Raw genomic sequence first — 18331 nt, 5'->3', positions numbered from 1 at the left:
CCCATACAAGCGACAGCCGCCCCGCCGCAAGCAGTAGCCAGCGGCCACGATCCGCGCTATGGCGGGAAAAACATGACGAGGCCCCAGATGTCCGACACCCAGCCGCAGCTTTATCTGATCACGCCCCCCGCCTTTGACCCGGCGCCCTTTGGCGATCTGCTGTCGCGGGTGCTGGATGCGGCACCGGTGGCCTGCCTGCGTCTGGCCCTGGCGGGCGAGGATGAAACCGATCTGGGCCGCGCCGCCGATGCCTGCCGCGAGATCGCCCATGCCCGCGACATCGCCGTGGTGATCGACCGTCACCCCGCCCTGGCCGCGCGGCACGGGCTGGACGGTGTGCATCTGTTGAACGGCGCGAAAGAGGTGCGTTACGCGCGCAAGGAACTGGGCGCGGATGCCATCGTCGGCGCCTTCTGCGGGGCCTCGCGCCATGACGGCATGAACGCGGGGGAGGCCGGGGCCGATTACGTCAGCTTCGGCCCGGTCGGGGAGTCTGCCCTGCTGACCGGACCCCGCCCCGAAATGGACCTGTTCCAATGGTGGTCCGAGGTGATCGAGGTTCCGGTCGTCGCCGAGGGCGCGCTGAGCCTTGATCTGGTGCGCGAGCTGGCGCCGATGACCGATTTCGTGGCACTTGGCGCGGAAATCTGGGGGTCGGATGATCCGGCCGCGACGCTGGCCGCCTTTGCCGCCGCGCTGAACGGCTGATGCCCCCCGCGCTGGACGATCTGATCGCGCGCATCCGCACGCTGGCGGGGCTGCGGGTGATGGTGGCGCTGATCGGACCGCCGGGTGCGGGCAAATCCACCTTGGCCGAAGTGCTGGCCGCCCGGCTGGATCACGCCGAAGTCGTCGGTCAGGACGGCTTCCACTATGACGACGCCATCCTGACCGCGCGCGGCCTGCGCCCGCGCAAGGGCGCGCCCGAGACCTTTGACACCGCAGGCCTTGCCGCGATGCTGGCACGGCTGAAACGGGCCGAGGGCGATGTTGCTATCCCGGTCTTTGACCGGGATCTGGAACTGTCGCGCGGCTCGGCGCGGATCATCCCGGCGGCGACACGCATCCTGATCGTCGAGGGCAATTACCTGCTGCTGACCCGCCCCGGCTGGTCCGACCTGCATCCGCTGTTCGATCTGACCGTGGCACTGGACATCGACCGCGCCACGCTGCACGACCGCCTGACCCGCCGCTGGCAGCGCGCCGCCCTGCCCGATGCAGAAATCCGCCGCCGGGTCGATGCCAACGACCTGCCCAATGGCGATGTGGTCCGCGCCGAGAGCCGCGCGGCGGATGTGATCCTGCGCGAAGATCAGATCGGGCGCATCTGACGCAGGCAGCAAGGCCGAAGGTCGCGCCCTATGGCACGCGCGACGGGGGCGCGGCCCCCCTTCGCCGGTCACAACGGCTCGACGTCACCCTGGGCGCGCAAAGCGTGGAAATCGGCCACGAACGCCGCCAGCCGCCCGCCTGCGATGGCATCCCGCAGGCCCTGCATCAGCTCTTGATAGTAATGCAGGTTATGCCAGGTCAGCAGCATCGAGCCGATGATCTCGCCCGAGCGGACGACATGGTGCAGATAGGCGCGCGAATAGTTGCGGCAGGCCGGGCAGGTGCAGGCCTCATCCAGGGGGCGGGGGTCGTCGGCGTGGCGGGCGTTGCGCATGTTGACCTGCCCGCGGCGGGTCCAGGCCTGCGCGGTGCGCCCGGATCGGGAGGGCAGCACGCAATCCATCATGTCGACGCCACGTTCGACCGCGCCGACGATATCGTCGGGTTTGCCGACACCCATCAGGTAACGCGGCCGGTCCTCGGGCAGAAGGCCGGGCGCATAGTCCAGCACGCCAAACATCGCCTCTTGCCCCTCCCCCACCGCGAGGCCGCCGATGGCGTAGCCGTCAAAGCCGATGGCCCGCAGGCTGGCGGCGCTTTCTTCGCGCAGATCGCGCTCGACCCCGCCCTGCATGATGCCGAACAGCGCATGGCCGGGCCGGTCGCCAAAGGCATCGCGCGACCGCTGCGCCCATCGCATCGACAGCCGCATCGCCTCGGCCTGGCGTTCGTGGGTGGCGGGCAGCGCCGGGCATTCGTCAAAGGCCATCACGATGTCCGAGCCCAGCAGGCGCTGGATCTCCATGCTGCGTTCCGGGGTCAGGACGTGGCGCGAGCCGTCGATATGGCTGCGGAAGGTCACGCCGTCTTCGGTCAGCTTGCGCAATTCGGCCAGGCTCATGACCTGAAAGCCGCCGCTGTCGGTCAGGATCGGGCGATCCCAGTTCATGAAGCGGTGCAGGCCCCCCAGCCGTGCGATGCGCTCTGCCGTGGGGCGCAGCATCAGGTGATAGGTGTTGCCCAGCAGGATGTCCGCCCCGGTGGCGCGCACGCTGTCGGGCAGCATCGCCTTGACCGTGGCGGCGGTGCCGACCGGCATGAAGGCCGGGGTGCGGATGGCGCCGCGTGGCGTGTCGATCACCCCGGTGCGGGCGGCACCGTCGGTGGCGTGGACGGCAAAGGAAAAGCGGGTCGTCATGGGCACCTCATCGGTCTGGCCCGGCTTGTAACCCGGCGGGGCGATGCGCGCAAATGCCGGCGCGGCCGGTTCGGGCGGCATGCCATCGGGTTGCCTTTGGCGCGGCAAACCCTATATATTCCCTCAACCATTCAAGAGGCCGCCATGATCGCCGAAAGCACCGCGCCGCTGGAAGGCGCCCCCCTGATCGCCCCCTCGAGCACCGATCACCCGCTGTATGACAACGTGGTCGAGGCCTGCCGGTCCGTCTATGACCCGGAAATCCCGGTGAATATCTATGACCTTGGTCTGATCTACACGATCGAGATCGGGGCCGAGAATGAGGTTCGGATCGTCATGACCCTGACCGCGCCGGGTTGCCCGGTGGCCGGTGAGATGCCGGGCTGGGTGTCCGAGGCGGTCGAATCGCTGGATGGCGTCAAGGAGGTCAGCGTCGAAATGACCTTCGATCCGCCGTGGGGCATGGACATGATGTCCGATGTCGCGCGGCTGGAACTGGGCTTCATGTGATGTTCGGGATTCCGGGCAAGGCGCCGGTCACGCTGACCCCGCAGGCAGTGGCGCAGATCACCGCGCTGATGGCGCGCGAAGGCGCCCATGGCCTGCGGCTGGGCGTCAAGAAGGGCGGCTGCGCGGGCATGGAATACACGCTGGACGTCGCCGCCGAGGCCGGCCCGCATGACGAGATCGTCGAACAGGATGGCGCGCGGGTGATGATCGCGCCGATGGCGCAGATGTTCCTGATCGGCACCGAGATCGACTATGAGATCGGCCTGCTGGACAGCGGCTTCCGGTTCCGCAACCCGAATGTCGTGGAAAGCTGCGGCTGCGGGGAATCGGTGAAGTTCCGCGAGGATTGAGACCCCGGGGCGCTGCCCCGGACCCCGGCGTATTTGGGCAAGAAAGAAGGGGGCGCGTGGCCCCCTTTCTCATGTGGTCAGATGCCGTCGCCGACGAAGGCCTTTTCGACCACGAACTCGGCCGGGTCGGAATTGGCGCCCTCGCGCAGGCCGAAGTCCTCGAGCACCTTTTTCACATCGACGTTGAAGGCCAGGCTGCCGCAGATCATCGCGCGGTCATGGGCTGCATCCATCGGCGGCAGGTTCAGGTCGGCAAAGACCTTGCCCGATGTCAGGTTGTCGGTGATGCGGCCCATCAGCGGGCTGTCTTCGCGGGTGGTGGTCGGGTAGTAGAGCAGGCGTTTGTCGAACCCCTCGCCAAACATTTCGGTCAGCAGCGGATCGTTGTGCAGGTTCGCCACCAGCTCGCGCCCGTAATCCAGTTCGGCGGCGGTGCGGCAGGTGTGCATCATGATGACCTGATCGTAACGCTCGAAGGTTTCGGGGTCGCGCATCAGGCTGGCAAAGGGGGCGATGCCGGTGCCGGTGGCCAGGAACCACAGCCGTTTGCCGGGCAGCAGCGCATCCAGCACCAGCGTGCCGACAGGTTTGGGGCGCAGGATGATCTGATCGCCCGGCTGGATATGTTGCAGGCGCGAGGTCAGCGGCCCGTCCGGCACCTTGATCGAGTAGAACTCCAGCTCATCATCCCAGTTCGGGCTGGCGATGGAATAGGCGCGCAGCAGCGGTTTGCCGTTGTCGTCCAGAAGCCCGATCATCACGAACTCACCCGAGCGGAAGCGCAGGCTGGGCGGGCGGGTCACCCGGAACGAGAACAGCCGGTCGGTCCAGTGCTGGACCGAGATCACCGTCTGCGCATCGGGCAGGGTTTTCACGGGCGGAATGGGATTGGCGTCTTGCATGGTCGGTCGCTTGTTCATTGGACGCGCCCTTTTAGTCGGAATTGATGTATCGGGAAAGGCGAATATCACCCGGCCAGCCGCGACCGATAGTCATGGGCCTGCCAGTCGGCGCGGACGAGCCAGGCGGATTCGGGATGGCTGGCGGCGTGTTCGGCGGTCAGTTCGACCTCATCAAAGCCGGTGCGGCGCAGCATCGCATATTGATCGGGCAGCAGCGGGCCTGCGGCACGCAGGCGGCCACGGAAGCCCTGGGCGCGCAGGGCGCGCGCCAGCGTGAAGCCGCGCCCGTCCGAGAAGGCCGGGAAGCGGATGCGCACCAAGGGCGCGGCCAGAACCTGCGTCCAGTCGGCGGGCAGATCGTCACCCGCCAGTTCCAGCACCGCGCCGGTCCAGTCATCGGCCTGAAAGCCCGCGTCTTGCACGATGATCGTCATGGGGTCGCACCTTCCTTGATCCGCACCATCTTGCCGCCGACCAGATGGATGCCGCATTCGGTTTTCGCGCTGCCCCGCCAGCGACCGGCGCGCGGGTCTTCGCCGGGCTTCACCGGGCTGGTGCAGGGCGCGCAACCGATCGAAGGATAGCCGCGCGCCACCAGCGGGTGCCGGGGCAGGCGGTTTTCGATCATGTAGTCCTGCACATCCTCGGCCCGCCAATGCGCCAGCGGGTTGACCTTCAACCGGGGGGCGGCGCCATCGGGATATTCAACCTCAAAGAAATCCAGCGCGGCGCGGGTCGCGCCCTGATAGCGTTTGCGCCCGGTAATCCAGCCGTCAAAGCCGGCCAGCGCGCGTTCCAGCGGCACCGTCTTGCGCAGCGCGCAACAGGCGTCGGTGTTGACCGTATGCAGATCGCCCGCCGGATCATCCAGCGCCAGCGCCGCCGGGTCGGGGCGGATCAGGCGCAGGTCGGTCAGGTTCAGCGCCTGCGCCACCTGCTGCTGATAGGCGAGCGTTTCGGGAAACAGCATCCCGGTTTCGACGAACAGCACCGGATTGCCGGGCGCGAACCGCGCCACCATATGCAGCAGCACCACCGATTCCGCGCCAAAGGACGACACCAGCGCGACATTGCCCACCGCCGGATCCTTCAGCGCATGTTCGACCACCGCCACCGCCGCATGGTGGCGATAGCGATCGTTCAGCGCGGCGGCACGGACCTGGACGTCCAGATCAAATCGTTCAGGCCGCATCGCGCGCGCTTTCGGGGTAAAGCGCGGCATGGAACGGGGCCGCACCCGCGCGCCGATAGGCCTGGGCGAAGGTTTCGGACGAGGCCTGACGCAGCTTCAGATAGGCATCGACCAGGCGTTCGATGGCCGGCACGATCTGGTCATAGGCAAAACCCGGCCCGGTCTTTTCGCCGATCGCCGCCAGCGGACCCGAGGCTCCGCCCAGCGTGATCTGGTAGTTCTCGACCCCGGCGCGATCCAGGCCCAGGATGCCGATATCACCAATATGGTGATGCCCGCAGGCGTTGATGCAGCCCGAGATCTTGATCGCCAGCGGCCCCACCTCGGCCTCGCGCGCGGCAAGGGCGGTGGCGATGCCTTGGGCCACCGGGATCGACCGGGCGGTGGCAAGGGCGCAGTAATCCATGCCGGGGCAGGCGATGATGTCGCTGGCCAGGCCGACATTGGCGGCGGCCAGACCGGCGCGCACCAGCGCCGCGTGCAGCGCCGGCAGATCGTCCAGTGCGACATGGGGCAGCACGACGTTCTGCATATGGGTAATGCGCAGCTCGGCCTGGCTGTAGCGGTCGGCCAGATCGGCCAGCACCCGCATCTGGTCGCTGGTCGCATCCCCCGGCACCCCGCCATGCGGCTTGAGGCTGACGGTCACGATACCATGCCCGGCGATCTTGTGGGACGTCACGTTCTGCCCGGCCCAGACCGCGAAAGCGGGGTCGGCATCGCGGTGGCGATCATGGATGGCCTGACCGCGCGGCGCCAGATCGGGCAGCGCGAAAGCCCCGCGCAGCCCGGCCAGCACCTGCTGATCAACGCCGCTGAAGGCCGCGCGGCGGGCCGGGAACTCGGCCTCGACCGCGGCGCGAAAGGCGTCCAGCCCGGCCTCGGCGACGGTGATCTTGATGCGCGCCTTATACTTGTTGTCGCGCCGACCCAGCCGGTTATAGGCGGCCAGGATCGCCTCCAGATAGGGCAGCAGATCGGCGGCGGGCAGGAAGTCGCGGATCACCGGGCCGATCATCGGGGTGCGGCCCAGACCGCCACCGGCGATGACGCGGAAGCCGCGCGCGCCGCCCTGTTCGACGATCATCAGGCCGATATCATGGGCATGGATCGCGGCGCGGTCGGCGGGGCTGCCGGTGATGGCGATCTTGAACTTGCGCGGCAGGAACTGGAACTCGGGGTGGTCGGTGGACCACTGCCGGATCAGCTCGGCCCAGGGCCGGGGGTCTTCGATCTCATCCGCGGCGGCGCCGGCAAAGGCGTCGGTCGTGGTGTTGCGGATGGTGTTGCCGCTGGTCTGGATCGCGTGCATCCCGACATCAGCAAGCGCGGACAGGATGTCGCCCACGTCGGTCAGCTTGGGCCAGTTGAACTGGATGTTCTGGCGCGTGGTGAAATGGCCATAGCCGCGATCCCAGCGGTCGGCGATCATCGCCAACTGCCGCATCTGCCGGGCACTGATCGTGCCATAGGGGATCGCCACCCGCAGCATATAGGCGTGCAGTTGCAGATAGAGGCCGTTCATCAGCCGCAGCGGGCGAAACTGATCCTCGGTCAGTTCACCCGTCAGGCGGCGGTCGATCTGACCCCGGAACTGCGCTACGCGGGCGCGCACGAAGGCTTCGTCAAAATCGCTGTATTCATACATGACGCAGGCCTTTCACCGCTTCCGACGGCCCGGTGGCGCGGAAGACTTCGCGGAAATGGACCGGCTCTGGCCCGTTCGGACCAGGCCGGGCGTCGGCCAGATAGGGGCCGACAACCCGGTCGGACTGGCCAAGCGCCGTCAGCAGACGCAGGTCGGCAATGGCCTCGTCCTCGATCAGCTCGGCCTTCGCATGGTGGCACACCCAGGCGCCGTCCGGGGCCAGATAGACGACATGGCCTTCCCGCAGGTCGTTCGCGGTCACGACTTTCGGGGTGAAACGGCGGGCCATGGCAATCTCCTGTTCTATGGGGTGAATATAGGACAAAATCCTTCGCCAAGGCTATGCAGCGACGGAAATAAGGAATATTGTCCGCCGTAAACCGTCAAACCGGGACCATGGACCATGACCGACGCCACCCCGAAATCGCCGTTCCGGCTGGATGAGACCGACCGGAAAATCCTTCGCATCCTGCAACGCGACGCGACCCTGCCGCTGGATGACATCGCCCGTCAGGTCGGCGCGTCCAAGACCCCGGTCTGGAACCGGATTCGCAAGCTGCGCGAAGCCGGGGTTATCCGCGCCGAAATCGCCGTGCTGGACCCCGAGGCCCTGGGCTTCGAGGCGACCTTCTTTGTGCTGATCCGCACCTCTGAACATGACAAGGATTGGCAGGCGCGGTTTCTGGCCGCGCTGCTGGCGCGTGATGAGGTGCAAGAGGCGCACCGCCTGGCGGGGGAAATCGACTATCTGCTGAAGGTGCGGGTGCCCAATGCCCGCGCCTATGACCGCTTCTATCAGTCGCTGATCGGCGAGGTGCGGATCCACAATGTCACCGCCCTGCTGTCGATGGAGGAGATCAAGGCGGTGACCGCGCTGCCGGTCTGACCCCTAGCTGCCGCGCGGCTTGGCGCGGGTGGTCGGGTCGGCCTCGGCGGGGTTTTCGGGCCAGGGGTGGCGCGGATAGCGGCCGCGCATGTCCTTGCGCACATCGACATAGCTGCCCGCCCAGAAGGACGGCAGATCGGTGGTCACCGCGATGGGCTTGTGACCCGGCGACAGCAGTTCGATGCGCAGCGGGCGGTTGCCGATCATCGGATGGCGCGTCAGCCCGAACAGCTCCTGAAGCCGCACGCTGATCGTCGGGGTTTCGGCGTCGTAATCAATCGCCAGCTTGCGGCCCAGCGGCGTGGTGACATGCGCAGGCGCCAGCCGGTCCAGCGCGCCAACGCCGTCCCAGCCCAGCCGGTCGCGCAGCACCGCGACCAGATCAAGGCTGGCCAGATCCGCCGCAGTGCGCCGCCCCTTCAGATGCGGCAGCAGCGCGGTCTCATCGGCCAGAACGGCGGCCTCGGACAGGTCGGGCAGGCCCGCGCCACCGGCATTGACCGCCGCAACCCGCGCCGCCAGCCGCCGCGCCGCATCCGACCAGCGCAGGCCCTGCGCGCGCAGCCCGATCAGCGCGGCGCGGGCCTGATCCTCGGGCGGGGCGTCGGGCCAATGCGCATCCGACAAGACCAGCACGCCCAGCCGTTCGCGCCGCCGGGTCAGGATGCGGCCCGCGCGCACGTCCCAATCGCACAGGGTTTCGACGGCCATGCGGTCGCCCAGAACGGCGCGCAATTCGGCCTCGGACAGCGGCAGCGCCAGCCGGATGCGGGCCTCGCGCGGGTCGCCGTCGGTATCGGTGACAACCAGCAGCGGCGAGGCGGCCAGCGGGTCGGCCTCGTCGATCACCGCGCCCTTGCCGCCCGACAACAGATAGCGGTTGGTGCTGCCATCACGGCGCTGCGCGATGCGGTCGGGATATGCCAGCGCCGCCATCTGCGCGGGCGACAGGCTGGCGGTGGATGCCGGGGCCAGCCGCTTCAGCCGCCGCGCCTCATCCTGGATCGCGGGCGGCAGGGCGCGCAGGCGGGCCGCCAGATCGGCCCCTGCCCCGCGCAACGGGTCGCGCGCCTCGATCAGCGCGGCCAAGGGGGCGGCGGCGGGACCGGCGATCAGCAGCATATGCGCCAGGCGCGGATGCAGCGGCAGCCCCGCCAGCGCCCGGCCATGGGCGGTGATGCGGCCCGCGTCGTCCAGCGCGCCAAGCTCGGCCAGCAGCGCGCGGGCCTCGGTCAAGGCGGGGGCCGGGGGCGGGGTCAGGAAGGCCAGATCATCCGCCTCGGCACCCCAGACCGCCAGTTCCAGCGCCAAGGGCGTCAGATCGGCGGTCAGCATTTCGGGCGGGGCAAAGGCGGGCAGCGCGCCTTCCTCACCGCGTGTCCACAGCCGATAACAGGTGCCGGGTTCCATACGGCCCGCGCGACCCTGACGCTGCACCGCCTCGGCCCGGCTGACACGTTCGGTCACCAGCCGGGTCAGACCCGATCCGGGGTCGAACCGCGCCCGCCGCGCGCGCCCGCCATCAACGACGATCCGCACCCCTTGAATGGTCAGCGAGGTTTCCGCAATCGAGGTCGCCAGCACCACCCGCCGCCCCTGCCCCGGCTCGATCGCGGCGCGCTGATCGGCAAAGGGCAGCGCGCCATAGAGCGGGCGGATGGCGACGCCGAGCAGATCCAGCAGGGCGGCAACGCGGCGGATCTCGGCCTCGCCGGGCAGAAATGCCAGCACGTCGCCCGGCTCGGCGGCGACGGCATCGGTGATCAGCGCGGCCATGGCGCGGTCGAACCGTTGGCCGGGCGGCAGCGGTCGGTCCAGCCAGCGGGTCTCGACCGGGAAGGCGCGCCCCTCGGACCGGATCACCGGCGCGCCGTCCAGCAGCGCGGCGACGGGTTCTGCATCCAGCGTGGCCGACATCACCACGATCCCCAGATCGGGGCGCAACAGGCCGCGGGCCTGCCAGGCCAAAGCCAGCCCCAGATCGGCATTCAGGGACCGTTCGTGAAACTCATCAAAGATCAGGCAGCCGATGCCGTCGAGGCCCGGATCGGACTGGATCATCCGGGTCAGGATGCCTTCGGTGACGACCTCGACCCGGCTGCCGGGGCAGGATTGGCCGCGGATGCGGTAGCCGACGGTCTTGCCCGGCACCTCGCCCAGGGTGGCGGCCATACGTTCGGCAGCGGCGCGGGCGGCCAGACGGCGCGGCTCCAGCATGACGATGCGGCCGGTGACATCGGGCAGCAGCGCCAGCGGCACCCGCGTGGTCTTGCCCGCGCCGGGCGGGGCCATCAGCACGACGCGCCCTGCGTCGCGCAAGGCATCGCGCAGCGCGGGCAGCACGGTGTCAATCGGCAGGGTCGCGGTCACTGCTGTATCACGTTCACAGGGGCCGGTTGTAGCGGATGAAGGGGCTGCGCACGGCCACCTTGTCGTAAAGCATCCGGCCGGCATAGTTGAACTCTTGCGTCAGCCAATAGACGGCGGGGCAACCGGCGCGGTCGGCCTCGGCATAGACGGCCTCGATCAGGGCGCGGCCTACGCCCTGCCCGCGCGTCGCGGCATCGGTGAACAGGTCTTGCAGGTAACAGACCCCCTCGGGGCGCCAGACATGGGCGTGGTAAAGATAATGCACCAGCCCGACCAGCCGGTCGCCCGACTGCGCCACCCGCGCGTAAAGGCCGCTGTCGGGATCGGTCAGGCGCGCAAAGGCGGTGTCGTAAAAGTCGGCGGGCAGATCGGGGCGGTCGTAGAAGGCGTGATAGGCTGTATAAAGCCGCTGCCAATCGGCGCGGTCCTTGGCGGCCAGCGGGCGGATGGTCAGGGACGGGTGTGTCGGCATGGCAGACCTCTGGCAAGACGCCCCATCATAGCCAGCCCAGCCCCGCCCCGCCAGTGCGGTGGCCGATCGCGCTGATGGACTTGGGGCTTAAAACCGCTTAAAGCAGGGGCTAATCCCAAGCGAGGCGCGGAAAATGTCCCAGGAATATCGTATCGGCATGTTGTGGATGGAAGGTCCGCTCAGCTATCTGGAGCAGCTTTGCGTTGCCTCGTTCCGGGACGCGGGCCATCATGTCGTGCTGTATCACTATGGCCCGGTGACCGGCGTGCCCGACGGGGTCGAGCTGGCATCCGCCGATGACATCCTGCCGCGCACCAATTTTCTGGCGCATGAACGCACCGGCAGCCCGGCGCTGCATTCGGATCTGTTCCGCTATCACATGCTGGCCAAGACCGGCGACATGATCTGGGCCGATACCGACGCCTATTGCGTGAAGAAGTTCGAGACCCCGAATGGCCATTTCTATGGCTGGGAATCCAAGCACCATGTCAATGGCGGCGTGCTGGGCCTGCCCCGCGACAGCGCGACGCTGGCCGAGCTGCTGGCCTTCACCACCGACGAATTCGCCATCCCCGACTGGTTCGATGCCGACACCAAGGCCAAATACGTCGCCGCGCGCGAGGCGGGAAACCCGATCCATTGCAGCGAAATGCCCTGGGGCGTGTGGGGGCCGCACGCGGTCACCCATTTCCTGAAAAAGACCGGTGAGGTGCGCTTTGCCCAACCCCGCCACGGCCTTTATCCCTTCAGCTTCAAGGAGCGGCTGAAGATGCTGAAGCCTGGGCTGGATGTGACGCCCTATATCCTGGACGACACGTTCTCGGTGCATTTCTATGGGCGGCGGATGCGGCGGCGGCTGGTGACCAGCGAAACCGGCATTCCGCATCCCGACAGCCTGATCGGGCGGCTGCTGGTCAAGCACGGGATCGACCCCAGGCTGGCGCCGATCCAGAACAAGCCGCCCAAGCTGGACAGCGACGAGGATGACGACGATCAGGACGCGCCGGTTGCGGTAACCGCACCCGCCCCGGTTGCGGCCCCTGCCCCGGTTGCCGCCCCCCTGCCCGCCGAAGGCCCGCGCCCCAGCCTGACCGAACTGGCCGATGCAGCCGGATCGGATCGAGGCACGCTGAAGCACCGCTTCACCGACCTTTACGAGATGCTGTTGCAGCCCCGCCGCGACCAGCCGCTGACCCTGATCGAGTTCACCCCGGCGGTCACCGCCAAAGGGGCGAAGCCGCCAGTCATCGACCCCGCCGTGTGGCGCGATTACTTCCCGCAGGGTCAGATCATCGGCATCGCGCCCGGCGACATGTCGGCCCATGCCGGTGACCGGCTGCGGTTCGAGGTGGTGAATGCCGACAACCGCGACGAACTGGCGGCACTCGCCGCGCGCCTGCCGCAGCCGCAGATCGTCATCGACGACGGCAGCCACATCTCGCACCACCAGCAGTTCGGCTTTCTGGAACTGTTCCCGCGCCTTGCCCCCGGTGGGCTTTACATCATCGAGGATCTGCGGTGGCAGCCCAAGACCGGCGAGCGCGCGGGCTTTCCCAAGACCGCCGAACTGTTCCAGGGCTATCTGGACACGCATGAGTTCGACCACAGCCGCCCCGACCTGCGCGCCGCGCTGAACGCGCTGCGGCGGCAGATCGCCGGCGTCTTCATGTTCCAGGCGCATTTCCGCAAGGCCAACCGCGATCAGATCGTGGTCGTCCACAAGAAATGACCCGCCGCTGATCGCGGCACCGGCGTACAGCGTGCCCCTGCCTAGAGGGTAATCGGCTCCAGCACCTCTGGCTCGATCACCCGCACCCCCGCGAGGGCGTCGATCAGCGCCTGCGCTGACTGTTCCAGCAGCGGGAAGGTGCGATAGTGGCAGGGGATCACCACCTTGAAATCAAAATACTTTTTCGCGGCCCAGGCGGCGCGGGCCATGTCCATGGTGAAATGCCCGCCGGCCGACAGGATGCCGATGTCGGGACGGTGATATTCGCCCATCCAGCCCATGTCGGCCATGATATCGGTATCACCCGAGACATAGATCACATGCCCCTCGCCCGCGATCATGTAGCCCGACTCATGCCCGGCATAGACCGGCCCGTCTTGCCCTTGCAGGGATGAGGAATGGCTGGCGTTCACCATCGTGACCTTCGCCCCGCCCAGATCGACGGTGCCGCCCTTGTTGAAGCCGATGCCCTCGATCGGCTCATGCGTTTGCCAGTGGCTGACCAGATCATAGATGCCGACCACCGGAATGTTCAGTTCCTTGGCAATCGCCAGCGTGTCGCCGGAATGATCGCTATGGCCATGGGTCAGCAGGATATGCGTGGCCCCTGCGATGGCAGCGTCGCGCTGCCCCTGGGGGAACATCGGGTTGCCGCTGATCCAGGGGTCGATCAGGATCACGGCCTGTTCGATCTCAAGCCGAAAGCCGGAATGGCCAAGCCAGGTCAGTTTCATGGGCGTTCCTTTCATGCTGGCGGCAGGGTGCCATGCGGGCCCAGGGTTGCATAGCCCGATCCGCAACCTAACTTGACCCTGCAATGAACGGGAGACGTGAATGAAACAGGTCAGACTGGGCAGCACCGGCCCGATGGTCAGCGCCGTATCGCTGGGCACGATGATATTCGGCAACCAGACCGGCGCGGATGATGCCTTTGCCCAGATGGACATGGCGCTGGATGCCGGGATCACCTTGTTCGACGTGGCCGAAATGTATCCGGTGAACCCGGTAAAGGCCGAAACGGCGGGCAATTCCGAACGCATCATCGGTGATTGGCTGACGGCTCGCGGGCTGCGCGACCGGGTGCAGATCGCCACCAAGGTCACCGGTAACGGATCCTCGATCCGCGGCGGTGAGGGGTTCGACGGCGCCATCATCGGGCGCACGATTGATGCCTCGCTGGGACGGCTGAAGACCGATGTGATCGACCTTTACCAACTGCACTGGCCGATGCGCGGATCATATGCGTTCCGGCAGAACTGGCGGTTTGACCCGTCGAAGCAAGATCCGGCCGCGACCCACGCGCATATGGAAGATGTGGTGGCCACGCTTGAGGCCGCGCGGGCGGCGGGCAAGATCCGCGCCTGGGGGCTGTCGAACGAAAGCGCCTGGGGGATGACCCGCTGGTGCGACATGGCCGAACGCGCGGGCGCGGCGCGGCCGGTCGCGGTGCAGAACGAATATTCGCTGCTTTATCGCGCCTATGACACCGACCTGGCCGAGGCCGCCGTGCATGAGGGCTTTACCCTGCTGGCCTATTCGCCGCTGGCGGCGGGGCTGTTGACCGGCAAATATGCGGGCGGCGTGGTGCCTGACGGGTCGCGCGTCGCCGTCGACAAGGCGACCGGCGGCCCCGGCAATCTGGGCGGGCGGGTGACCGACCGCGCCCATGCCGCCGTCGCCGCCTATGCCGATCTGGCCCGCGCCCATGGCACCGATCTGATCGGCCTGTCGCTGGGCCTTACGCTGTCGCGGCCGTTCCCGGTGATCCCGATTCTGGGGGCGACCCGTGCCGATCAGCTCCGCACGCAGATCGACCGGCTGGACCTGCGCTGGACTGATGAGATCGACCGTGCCCTGCGTCAGGCCCACAAGGCGCATCCGATGCCCTTCTAAGGTCGCTAACATCCGGCCCGCCGATTGCGCGGCCCGGACCCTGCGGCTATCGTCGCCCCGACCAATGAAGGGGGATATCAGATGCGCCGCAAACTTGCCGCCGGGAACTGGAAGATGAATGGCACCGGGGCCGACCTGGCCGAGGTCGCGGCCTTGGCCAAGGCCCATCCGGCACCGGACTGCGAGGTGTTGCTCTGCCCGCCGGCCACGCTGATCGCGCGCATGGCCGCCGCCGAACGCGGCCCGGTGATGATCGGCGGGCAGGATTGCCATGCCAAGACCAATGGCGCCCATACCGGCGACATCGCCGCCGCCATGCTGGCCGAGGCGGGGGCCAGCCATGTCATCCTGGGCCATTCCGAACGCCGCGCCGACCATGCCGAGACCGACGCCCAGGTCGCCGCCAAGGCGATCGCCGCGCATCAGGCCGGGCTGGTCAGCGTGATCTGCGTGGGCGAGACCGAGGGCCAACGCGATGCCGGTGACACGCTGGCCGTGATCGCCGGGCAGATGGCTGGCTCGATCCCCGATTGCGCCACCGCCGCCAATACCGTCATCGCCTATGAACCGGTCTGGGCCATCGGCACCGGCCGCACCCCCACCCTTGATCAGATCGCCGAGGTCCACGCGGCCATGCGCGCCACGCTGGTCGCGCGGTTCGGTGATGGCGACGGTTTCCGCCTGCTGTATGGCGGTTCGGTCAAGCCTGGCAACGCCGCCGAGATTTTCGCCGTCCCCGATGTCGATGGCGCATTGGTCGGCGGCGCCTCGCTGAAAGCCGCCGATTTCGGCGCGATCATTGCGGCACTTGGCTAGGCCGCGCCCGGCTTTGTTGACTCGCGCCGCGTTGCGGCCTATGTGACGGGGGATTCCCGGAAGCCCGTCTTCCGGTCCCCGCCCATTGCCGGGGATCGCCATCCGTCAGCGCGTCGCGCCCACGGATGCCGTCCGGCATTGGCAACCCGTAGGAGCGCGCGATGTTTGAAAGCCTTTCCGAACGCCTTGGCGGCGTCTTTGACCGCCTGACCAAACAGGGCGCGCTGACGGATGCCGATGTCGCCACCGCGCTGCGCGAAGTGCGGGTCGCCCTGCTGGAGGCTGACGTCTCGCTGCCGGTGGCGCGCGACTTTGTGAAATCGGTGCAGGACAAGGCGACCGGCCAGGCGGTGACGAAATCGGTCACGCCGGGCCAGCAGGTCGTCAAGATCGTGCATGACGAACTGATCCGGGTGCTGGCGGGCGACGGCCCGGCCGAAACGCTGAAGATCGACAACCCGCCCGCGCCGATCCTGATGGTCGGCCTGCAAGGCTCGGGCAAGACCACCACCACCGCGAAACTGGCCCGCCGCCTGAAAGAGCGCGAGAAGAAGCGCGTGCTGATGGCGTCGCTTGACACCAACCGGCCCGCCGCGATGGAGCAGTTGGCGATCCTCGGCAGCCAGATCGGCGTCGACACCCTGCCCATCGTCAAGGGCGAAACCGCCGTGCAGATCGCGCGCCGCGCCAAGCAACAGGCGACGCTGGGCGGCTATGACGTCTACATGCTGGACACCGCCGGTCGCCTGCATATCGACGAAGTGCTGATGGATGAGGTGCAGGCCGTCCGCGACGTCGCCACCCCGCGCGAGACGCTGCTGGTGGTCGACGGGCTGACCGGCCAGGACGCCGTGAACGTCGCGACCGAGTTCGAATCCAAGGTCGGCATTACCGGTGTGGTGCTGACGCGCATGGACGGCGACGGGCGCGGCGGTGCTGCCCTGTCGATGCGCGCCGTCACCGGCAAGCCGATCCGCTTTGTCGGCCTTGGCGAAAAGATGGACGCGCTGGAAACCTTTGAGGCCAGCCGCATCGCGGGGCGCATCCTTGGCATGGGCGACATCGTGGCCCTGGTCGAAAAGGCCCAGGAAACGCTTGAGGCCGAACAGGCCGCCAAGATGATGAAGCGGTTCCAGAAGGGTCTGTTCAGCATGAACGACCTGAAAGGACAGCTTGAACAGATGCTGAAGATGGGCGGGATGCAGGGCATCATGGGGATGATGCCGGGCATGGGCAAGATGGCCCGCGCCGCCGAGGATGCGGGTCTGGACGACCGCGCCATCCGCCGCCAGATCGCGCTGATCCATTCCATGACGAAAAAGGAACGCGCCAATCCCGACCTGTTGCAAGCCAGCCGCAAGAAGCGGATCGCTTCGGGCGCGGGGCTGGATGTGGCCGAGCTGAACCGGCTGCTGAAAATGCACCGGCAGATGGCCGACACGATGAAAAAGCTGGGCAAGATGGGCAAGGGCGGGATGCTGAAGCAGGTCGCCCGGTCGATGATGGGCAAGAAGGGGATGGAGGGCGGCCTGGCTGACCTGGCCAACGTCAACCCCGAGGACATGCAGAAGGCGCTTGGCCAACTGGGCGCCTCGGGCCAACTGCCGGGCCTTGCGCGCGGCATGCAACTGCCCCCCGGCCTGTCTGGCCTGGGCGGTCTGGGCAAGAAAAAGTGACCACGCTGACCGCGCATATCCCGGTGATCGAGACCGAACGGCTACGCCTACGCGGGCCGTGCATGGCCGATCTGCCGGCCTTCGCGGCCTTCAGCCGCTCGGACCGCAGCCACTTCGTCGGTGGACCCTCCACGGCGGATCACGCTGCATGGGATGGCCTGCGCGGCATGATCGGGCACTGGGTCTTGCGCGGCTTCGGCTGGTGGACGGTCGAGGACAAGGCAACCGGCACCGTCGCCGGACGGGTCGGCATTGGCCACCATACCGACTGGCCCGAACCCGAACTGGGCTGGCACATCTTCGACGGCTTCGAGGGCAAAGGCCTCGCCCATGAGGCCGCACTGGCCGCGCGCGCCCATGGCCACGGCCCGATGCGCCTTGGCCCGGTCATTTCGCTGGTCCACCCCGACAACCTCCGCTCGCGCCGCTTGGCCGAACGCATGGGCGCACGGATCGAGGGCGACATGACCCTGCGCGGCACGCCCTGCCTGATCTACCGCCACCCCGCAGGTGCCGCATGATGCTTCCTCTTTGCGAAAATACTCTCGGGGGTCCGGGGGCAGAAAGCCCCCGGCCTGACCACACGGGGGCCGCATGACAGATGCCGTGACCCGCGCCGCCGAGGTGCTGAAGGAACACCGCGCCAGCATCGACCGGCTGGATGCGGTGCTGGTCTTTACCCTGGCGGAACGCTTCAAGCACACCCAGGCGGTCGGCCAGTTGAAGGCCACCCACGATCTTCCCCCGTCCGATCCGACGCGCGAAGCCGCGCAGATCGAACGGCTGGAGCGGCTCGCGCGCGAGGCCGATCTGGACCCCGACTTCGCGCGCAAGTTCCTCAATTTCGTGATTTCCGAGGTCATTCGGCATCACGAGCAATATCAGAAATAACGACATATCAAGGAGATAACCCATGTCGATGAAGATCCGTCTGGCCCGTGGTGGTTCGAAGAAGCGCCCGCACTATGCCATCGTCGCCTCGGATTCGCGGATGCCGCGCGATGGCCGCTTTCTGGAAAAGCTGGGCACCTATAACCCGCTGCTGGCCAAGGACAGCGAAGACCGCGTGAAGATGAACATGGAGCGCGTGCAATACTGGCTGAGCCAGGGCGCCCAGCCGACCGACCGCGTGGCCCGCTTCCTGGAGGCTGCCGGCGTCAAGCCGAAGGCCGAGCGCGCCAACATGAAAAAGGCCGAGCCGGGCAAGAAAGCCAAGGAACTCGCCGCCAAGAAAGCCGCCCGCAACGCGGCCCCGGCCGACGAGGCTTCGGAATAATCTTGCGGAGGGGGGGGGGGGGGGGGGGGGGGGGGGGGGGGGGGGGGGGGGGGGGGGGGGGGGGGGGGGGGGGGGGGGGGG

Annotated in this window: 21 protein-coding genes; 12 read left to right on the top strand and 9 right to left on the bottom strand. The window is 67.6% G+C overall.

Annotation, left to right across the window (positions count from 1 at the left end; translation table 11 throughout):
• Positions 1-87 precede the first annotated feature (87 nt).
• Entirely contained in the window at positions 88-708 is a 621-nt protein-coding gene (locus ACEYYA_RS03035; RefSeq protein ID WP_374797454.1) for a thiamine phosphate synthase, read from the top strand.
• Positions 708-1331, top strand: a complete 624-nt coding sequence (locus tag ACEYYA_RS03030; protein WP_374797452.1) for a nucleoside/nucleotide kinase family protein — start codon at positions 708-710, stop codon at positions 1329-1331. Before ACEYYA_RS03035 ends, ACEYYA_RS03030 begins: the two co-directional genes overlap by 1 nt.
• Positions 1332-1399: 68 nt before the next feature.
• On the opposite strand, the gene tgt is transcribed toward ACEYYA_RS03030, so the two are convergent.
• Complete coding sequence (gene tgt, locus ACEYYA_RS03025; RefSeq protein ID WP_374798098.1) at positions 1400-2530, bottom strand: tRNA guanosine(34) transglycosylase Tgt; 1131 nt, start codon at positions 2528-2530, stop codon at positions 1400-1402.
• Between the two features lie 144 nt (positions 2531-2674).
• Here tgt and ACEYYA_RS03020 point away from each other — a divergent pair, with 144 nt between their 5' ends.
• Both ACEYYA_RS03020 and ACEYYA_RS03015 read left to right on the top strand, forming a co-directional pair.
• Positions 2675-3040 (top strand): SUF system Fe-S cluster assembly protein, encoded by a 366-nt coding sequence (locus ACEYYA_RS03020; protein ID WP_374797450.1) that lies wholly within the window; start codon positions 2675-2677, stop codon positions 3038-3040.
• Positions 3040-3390, top strand: a complete 351-nt coding sequence (locus ACEYYA_RS03015; RefSeq protein ID WP_374797448.1) for a HesB/IscA family protein — start codon at positions 3040-3042, stop codon at positions 3388-3390. Before ACEYYA_RS03020 ends, ACEYYA_RS03015 begins: the two co-directional genes overlap by 1 nt.
• Before the next feature lie 77 nt (positions 3391-3467).
• Here the strand turns inward: ACEYYA_RS03015 and ACEYYA_RS03010 are convergent, their stop codons facing one another.
• The 5 genes from ACEYYA_RS03010 to ACEYYA_RS02990 are packed head-to-tail and all read right to left on the bottom strand — an operon-like array spanning position 3468 to position 7421.
• Positions 3468-4310, bottom strand: coding sequence for a ferredoxin--NADP reductase (locus tag ACEYYA_RS03010; protein ID WP_374797446.1), 843 nt, complete (start codon positions 4308-4310; stop codon positions 3468-3470).
• A 47-nt stretch (positions 4311-4357) separates the two neighbouring features.
• A complete protein-coding gene (locus ACEYYA_RS03005) occupies positions 4358-4726 on the bottom strand; it encodes a DUF934 domain-containing protein (RefSeq protein ID WP_374797444.1) in 369 nt (122 codons plus the stop codon).
• Positions 4723-5484 (bottom strand): phosphoadenylyl-sulfate reductase, encoded by a 762-nt coding sequence (locus ACEYYA_RS03000; protein WP_374797442.1) that lies wholly within the window; start codon positions 5482-5484, stop codon positions 4723-4725. Before ACEYYA_RS03000 ends, ACEYYA_RS03005 begins: the two co-directional genes overlap by 4 nt.
• A complete protein-coding gene (locus ACEYYA_RS02995; RefSeq protein ID WP_374797440.1) occupies positions 5474-7132 on the bottom strand; it encodes a nitrite/sulfite reductase in 1659 nt (552 codons plus the stop codon). Before ACEYYA_RS02995 ends, ACEYYA_RS03000 begins: the two co-directional genes overlap by 11 nt.
• A complete protein-coding gene (locus ACEYYA_RS02990; protein ID WP_374797438.1) occupies positions 7125-7421 on the bottom strand; it encodes a DUF2849 domain-containing protein in 297 nt (98 codons plus the stop codon). Before ACEYYA_RS02990 ends, ACEYYA_RS02995 begins: the two co-directional genes overlap by 8 nt.
• Positions 7422-7535: 114 nt before the next feature.
• Between ACEYYA_RS02990 and ACEYYA_RS02985 the strand changes: the two genes are divergently transcribed.
• Entirely contained in the window at positions 7536-8018 is a 483-nt protein-coding gene (locus ACEYYA_RS02985; RefSeq protein WP_374797436.1) for an Lrp/AsnC family transcriptional regulator, read from the top strand.
• Positions 8019-8021: 3 nt separating this feature from the next.
• Here ACEYYA_RS02985 and hrpB read toward each other — a convergent pair whose 3' ends face one another.
• Entirely contained in the window at positions 8022-10388 is a 2367-nt protein-coding gene (gene hrpB, locus ACEYYA_RS02980; protein WP_374797434.1) for an ATP-dependent helicase HrpB, read from the bottom strand.
• A 13-nt stretch (positions 10389-10401) separates the two neighbouring features.
• Entirely contained in the window at positions 10402-10860 is a 459-nt protein-coding gene (locus ACEYYA_RS02975) for a GNAT family N-acetyltransferase (protein WP_374797432.1), read from the bottom strand.
• Between the two features lie 133 nt (positions 10861-10993).
• Between ACEYYA_RS02975 and ACEYYA_RS02970 the strand changes: the two genes are divergently transcribed.
• Positions 10994-12589, top strand: a complete 1596-nt coding sequence (locus tag ACEYYA_RS02970; protein ID WP_374797430.1) for a class I SAM-dependent methyltransferase — start codon at positions 10994-10996, stop codon at positions 12587-12589.
• A 41-nt stretch (positions 12590-12630) separates the two neighbouring features.
• On the opposite strand, the gene ACEYYA_RS02965 is transcribed toward ACEYYA_RS02970, so the two are convergent.
• Positions 12631-13323 (bottom strand): metal-dependent hydrolase, encoded by a 693-nt coding sequence (locus ACEYYA_RS02965; RefSeq protein WP_374797428.1) that lies wholly within the window; start codon positions 13321-13323, stop codon positions 12631-12633.
• Between the two features lie 100 nt (positions 13324-13423).
• Here ACEYYA_RS02965 and ACEYYA_RS02960 point away from each other — a divergent pair, with 100 nt between their 5' ends.
• The 6 genes from ACEYYA_RS02960 to rpsP all read left to right on the top strand — a co-directional run bounded on the left by ACEYYA_RS02960 (position 13424) and on the right by rpsP (position 18250).
• Positions 13424-14482 carry an aldo/keto reductase gene (locus tag ACEYYA_RS02960; protein ID WP_374797426.1) on the top strand — a complete coding sequence of 353 codons (1059 nt, stop codon included), beginning with the start codon at positions 13424-13426 and terminating at the stop codon, positions 14480-14482.
• Between the two features lie 81 nt (positions 14483-14563).
• Positions 14564-15298 (top strand): triose-phosphate isomerase, encoded by a 735-nt coding sequence (gene tpiA / locus ACEYYA_RS02955; protein ID WP_374797424.1) that lies wholly within the window; start codon positions 14564-14566, stop codon positions 15296-15298.
• Positions 15299-15459: 161 nt separating this feature from the next.
• Positions 15460-16974, top strand: a complete 1515-nt coding sequence (gene ffh, locus ACEYYA_RS02950; RefSeq protein WP_374797422.1) for a signal recognition particle protein — start codon at positions 15460-15462, stop codon at positions 16972-16974.
• Positions 16971-17495, top strand: coding sequence for a GNAT family N-acetyltransferase (locus ACEYYA_RS02945; RefSeq protein WP_374797420.1), 525 nt, complete (start codon positions 16971-16973; stop codon positions 17493-17495). The genes ffh and ACEYYA_RS02945 overlap by 4 nt, the downstream gene beginning before the upstream one ends.
• Positions 17496-17568: 73 nt before the next feature.
• Positions 17569-17865: a chorismate mutase gene (locus tag ACEYYA_RS02940; RefSeq protein WP_374797418.1), complete on the top strand. Its 297-nt coding sequence runs from the start codon at positions 17569-17571 to the stop codon at positions 17863-17865.
• 22 nt (positions 17866-17887) lie between these two features.
• Positions 17888-18250 carry a 30S ribosomal protein S16 gene (gene rpsP, locus ACEYYA_RS02935; RefSeq protein WP_374797416.1) on the top strand — a complete coding sequence of 121 codons (363 nt, stop codon included), beginning with the start codon at positions 17888-17890 and terminating at the stop codon, positions 18248-18250.
• Positions 18251-18331 lie beyond the last annotated feature (81 nt).

It is taken from the genome of Paracoccus zhouxuedongae, from assembly GCF_041927815.1.
GTDB lineage: Bacteria > Pseudomonadota > Alphaproteobacteria > Rhodobacterales > Rhodobacteraceae > Paracoccus.
The sequence above is the reverse complement of the archived record's forward strand: the minus strand, read 5'-3'. Positions and strand labels throughout refer to the sequence as shown.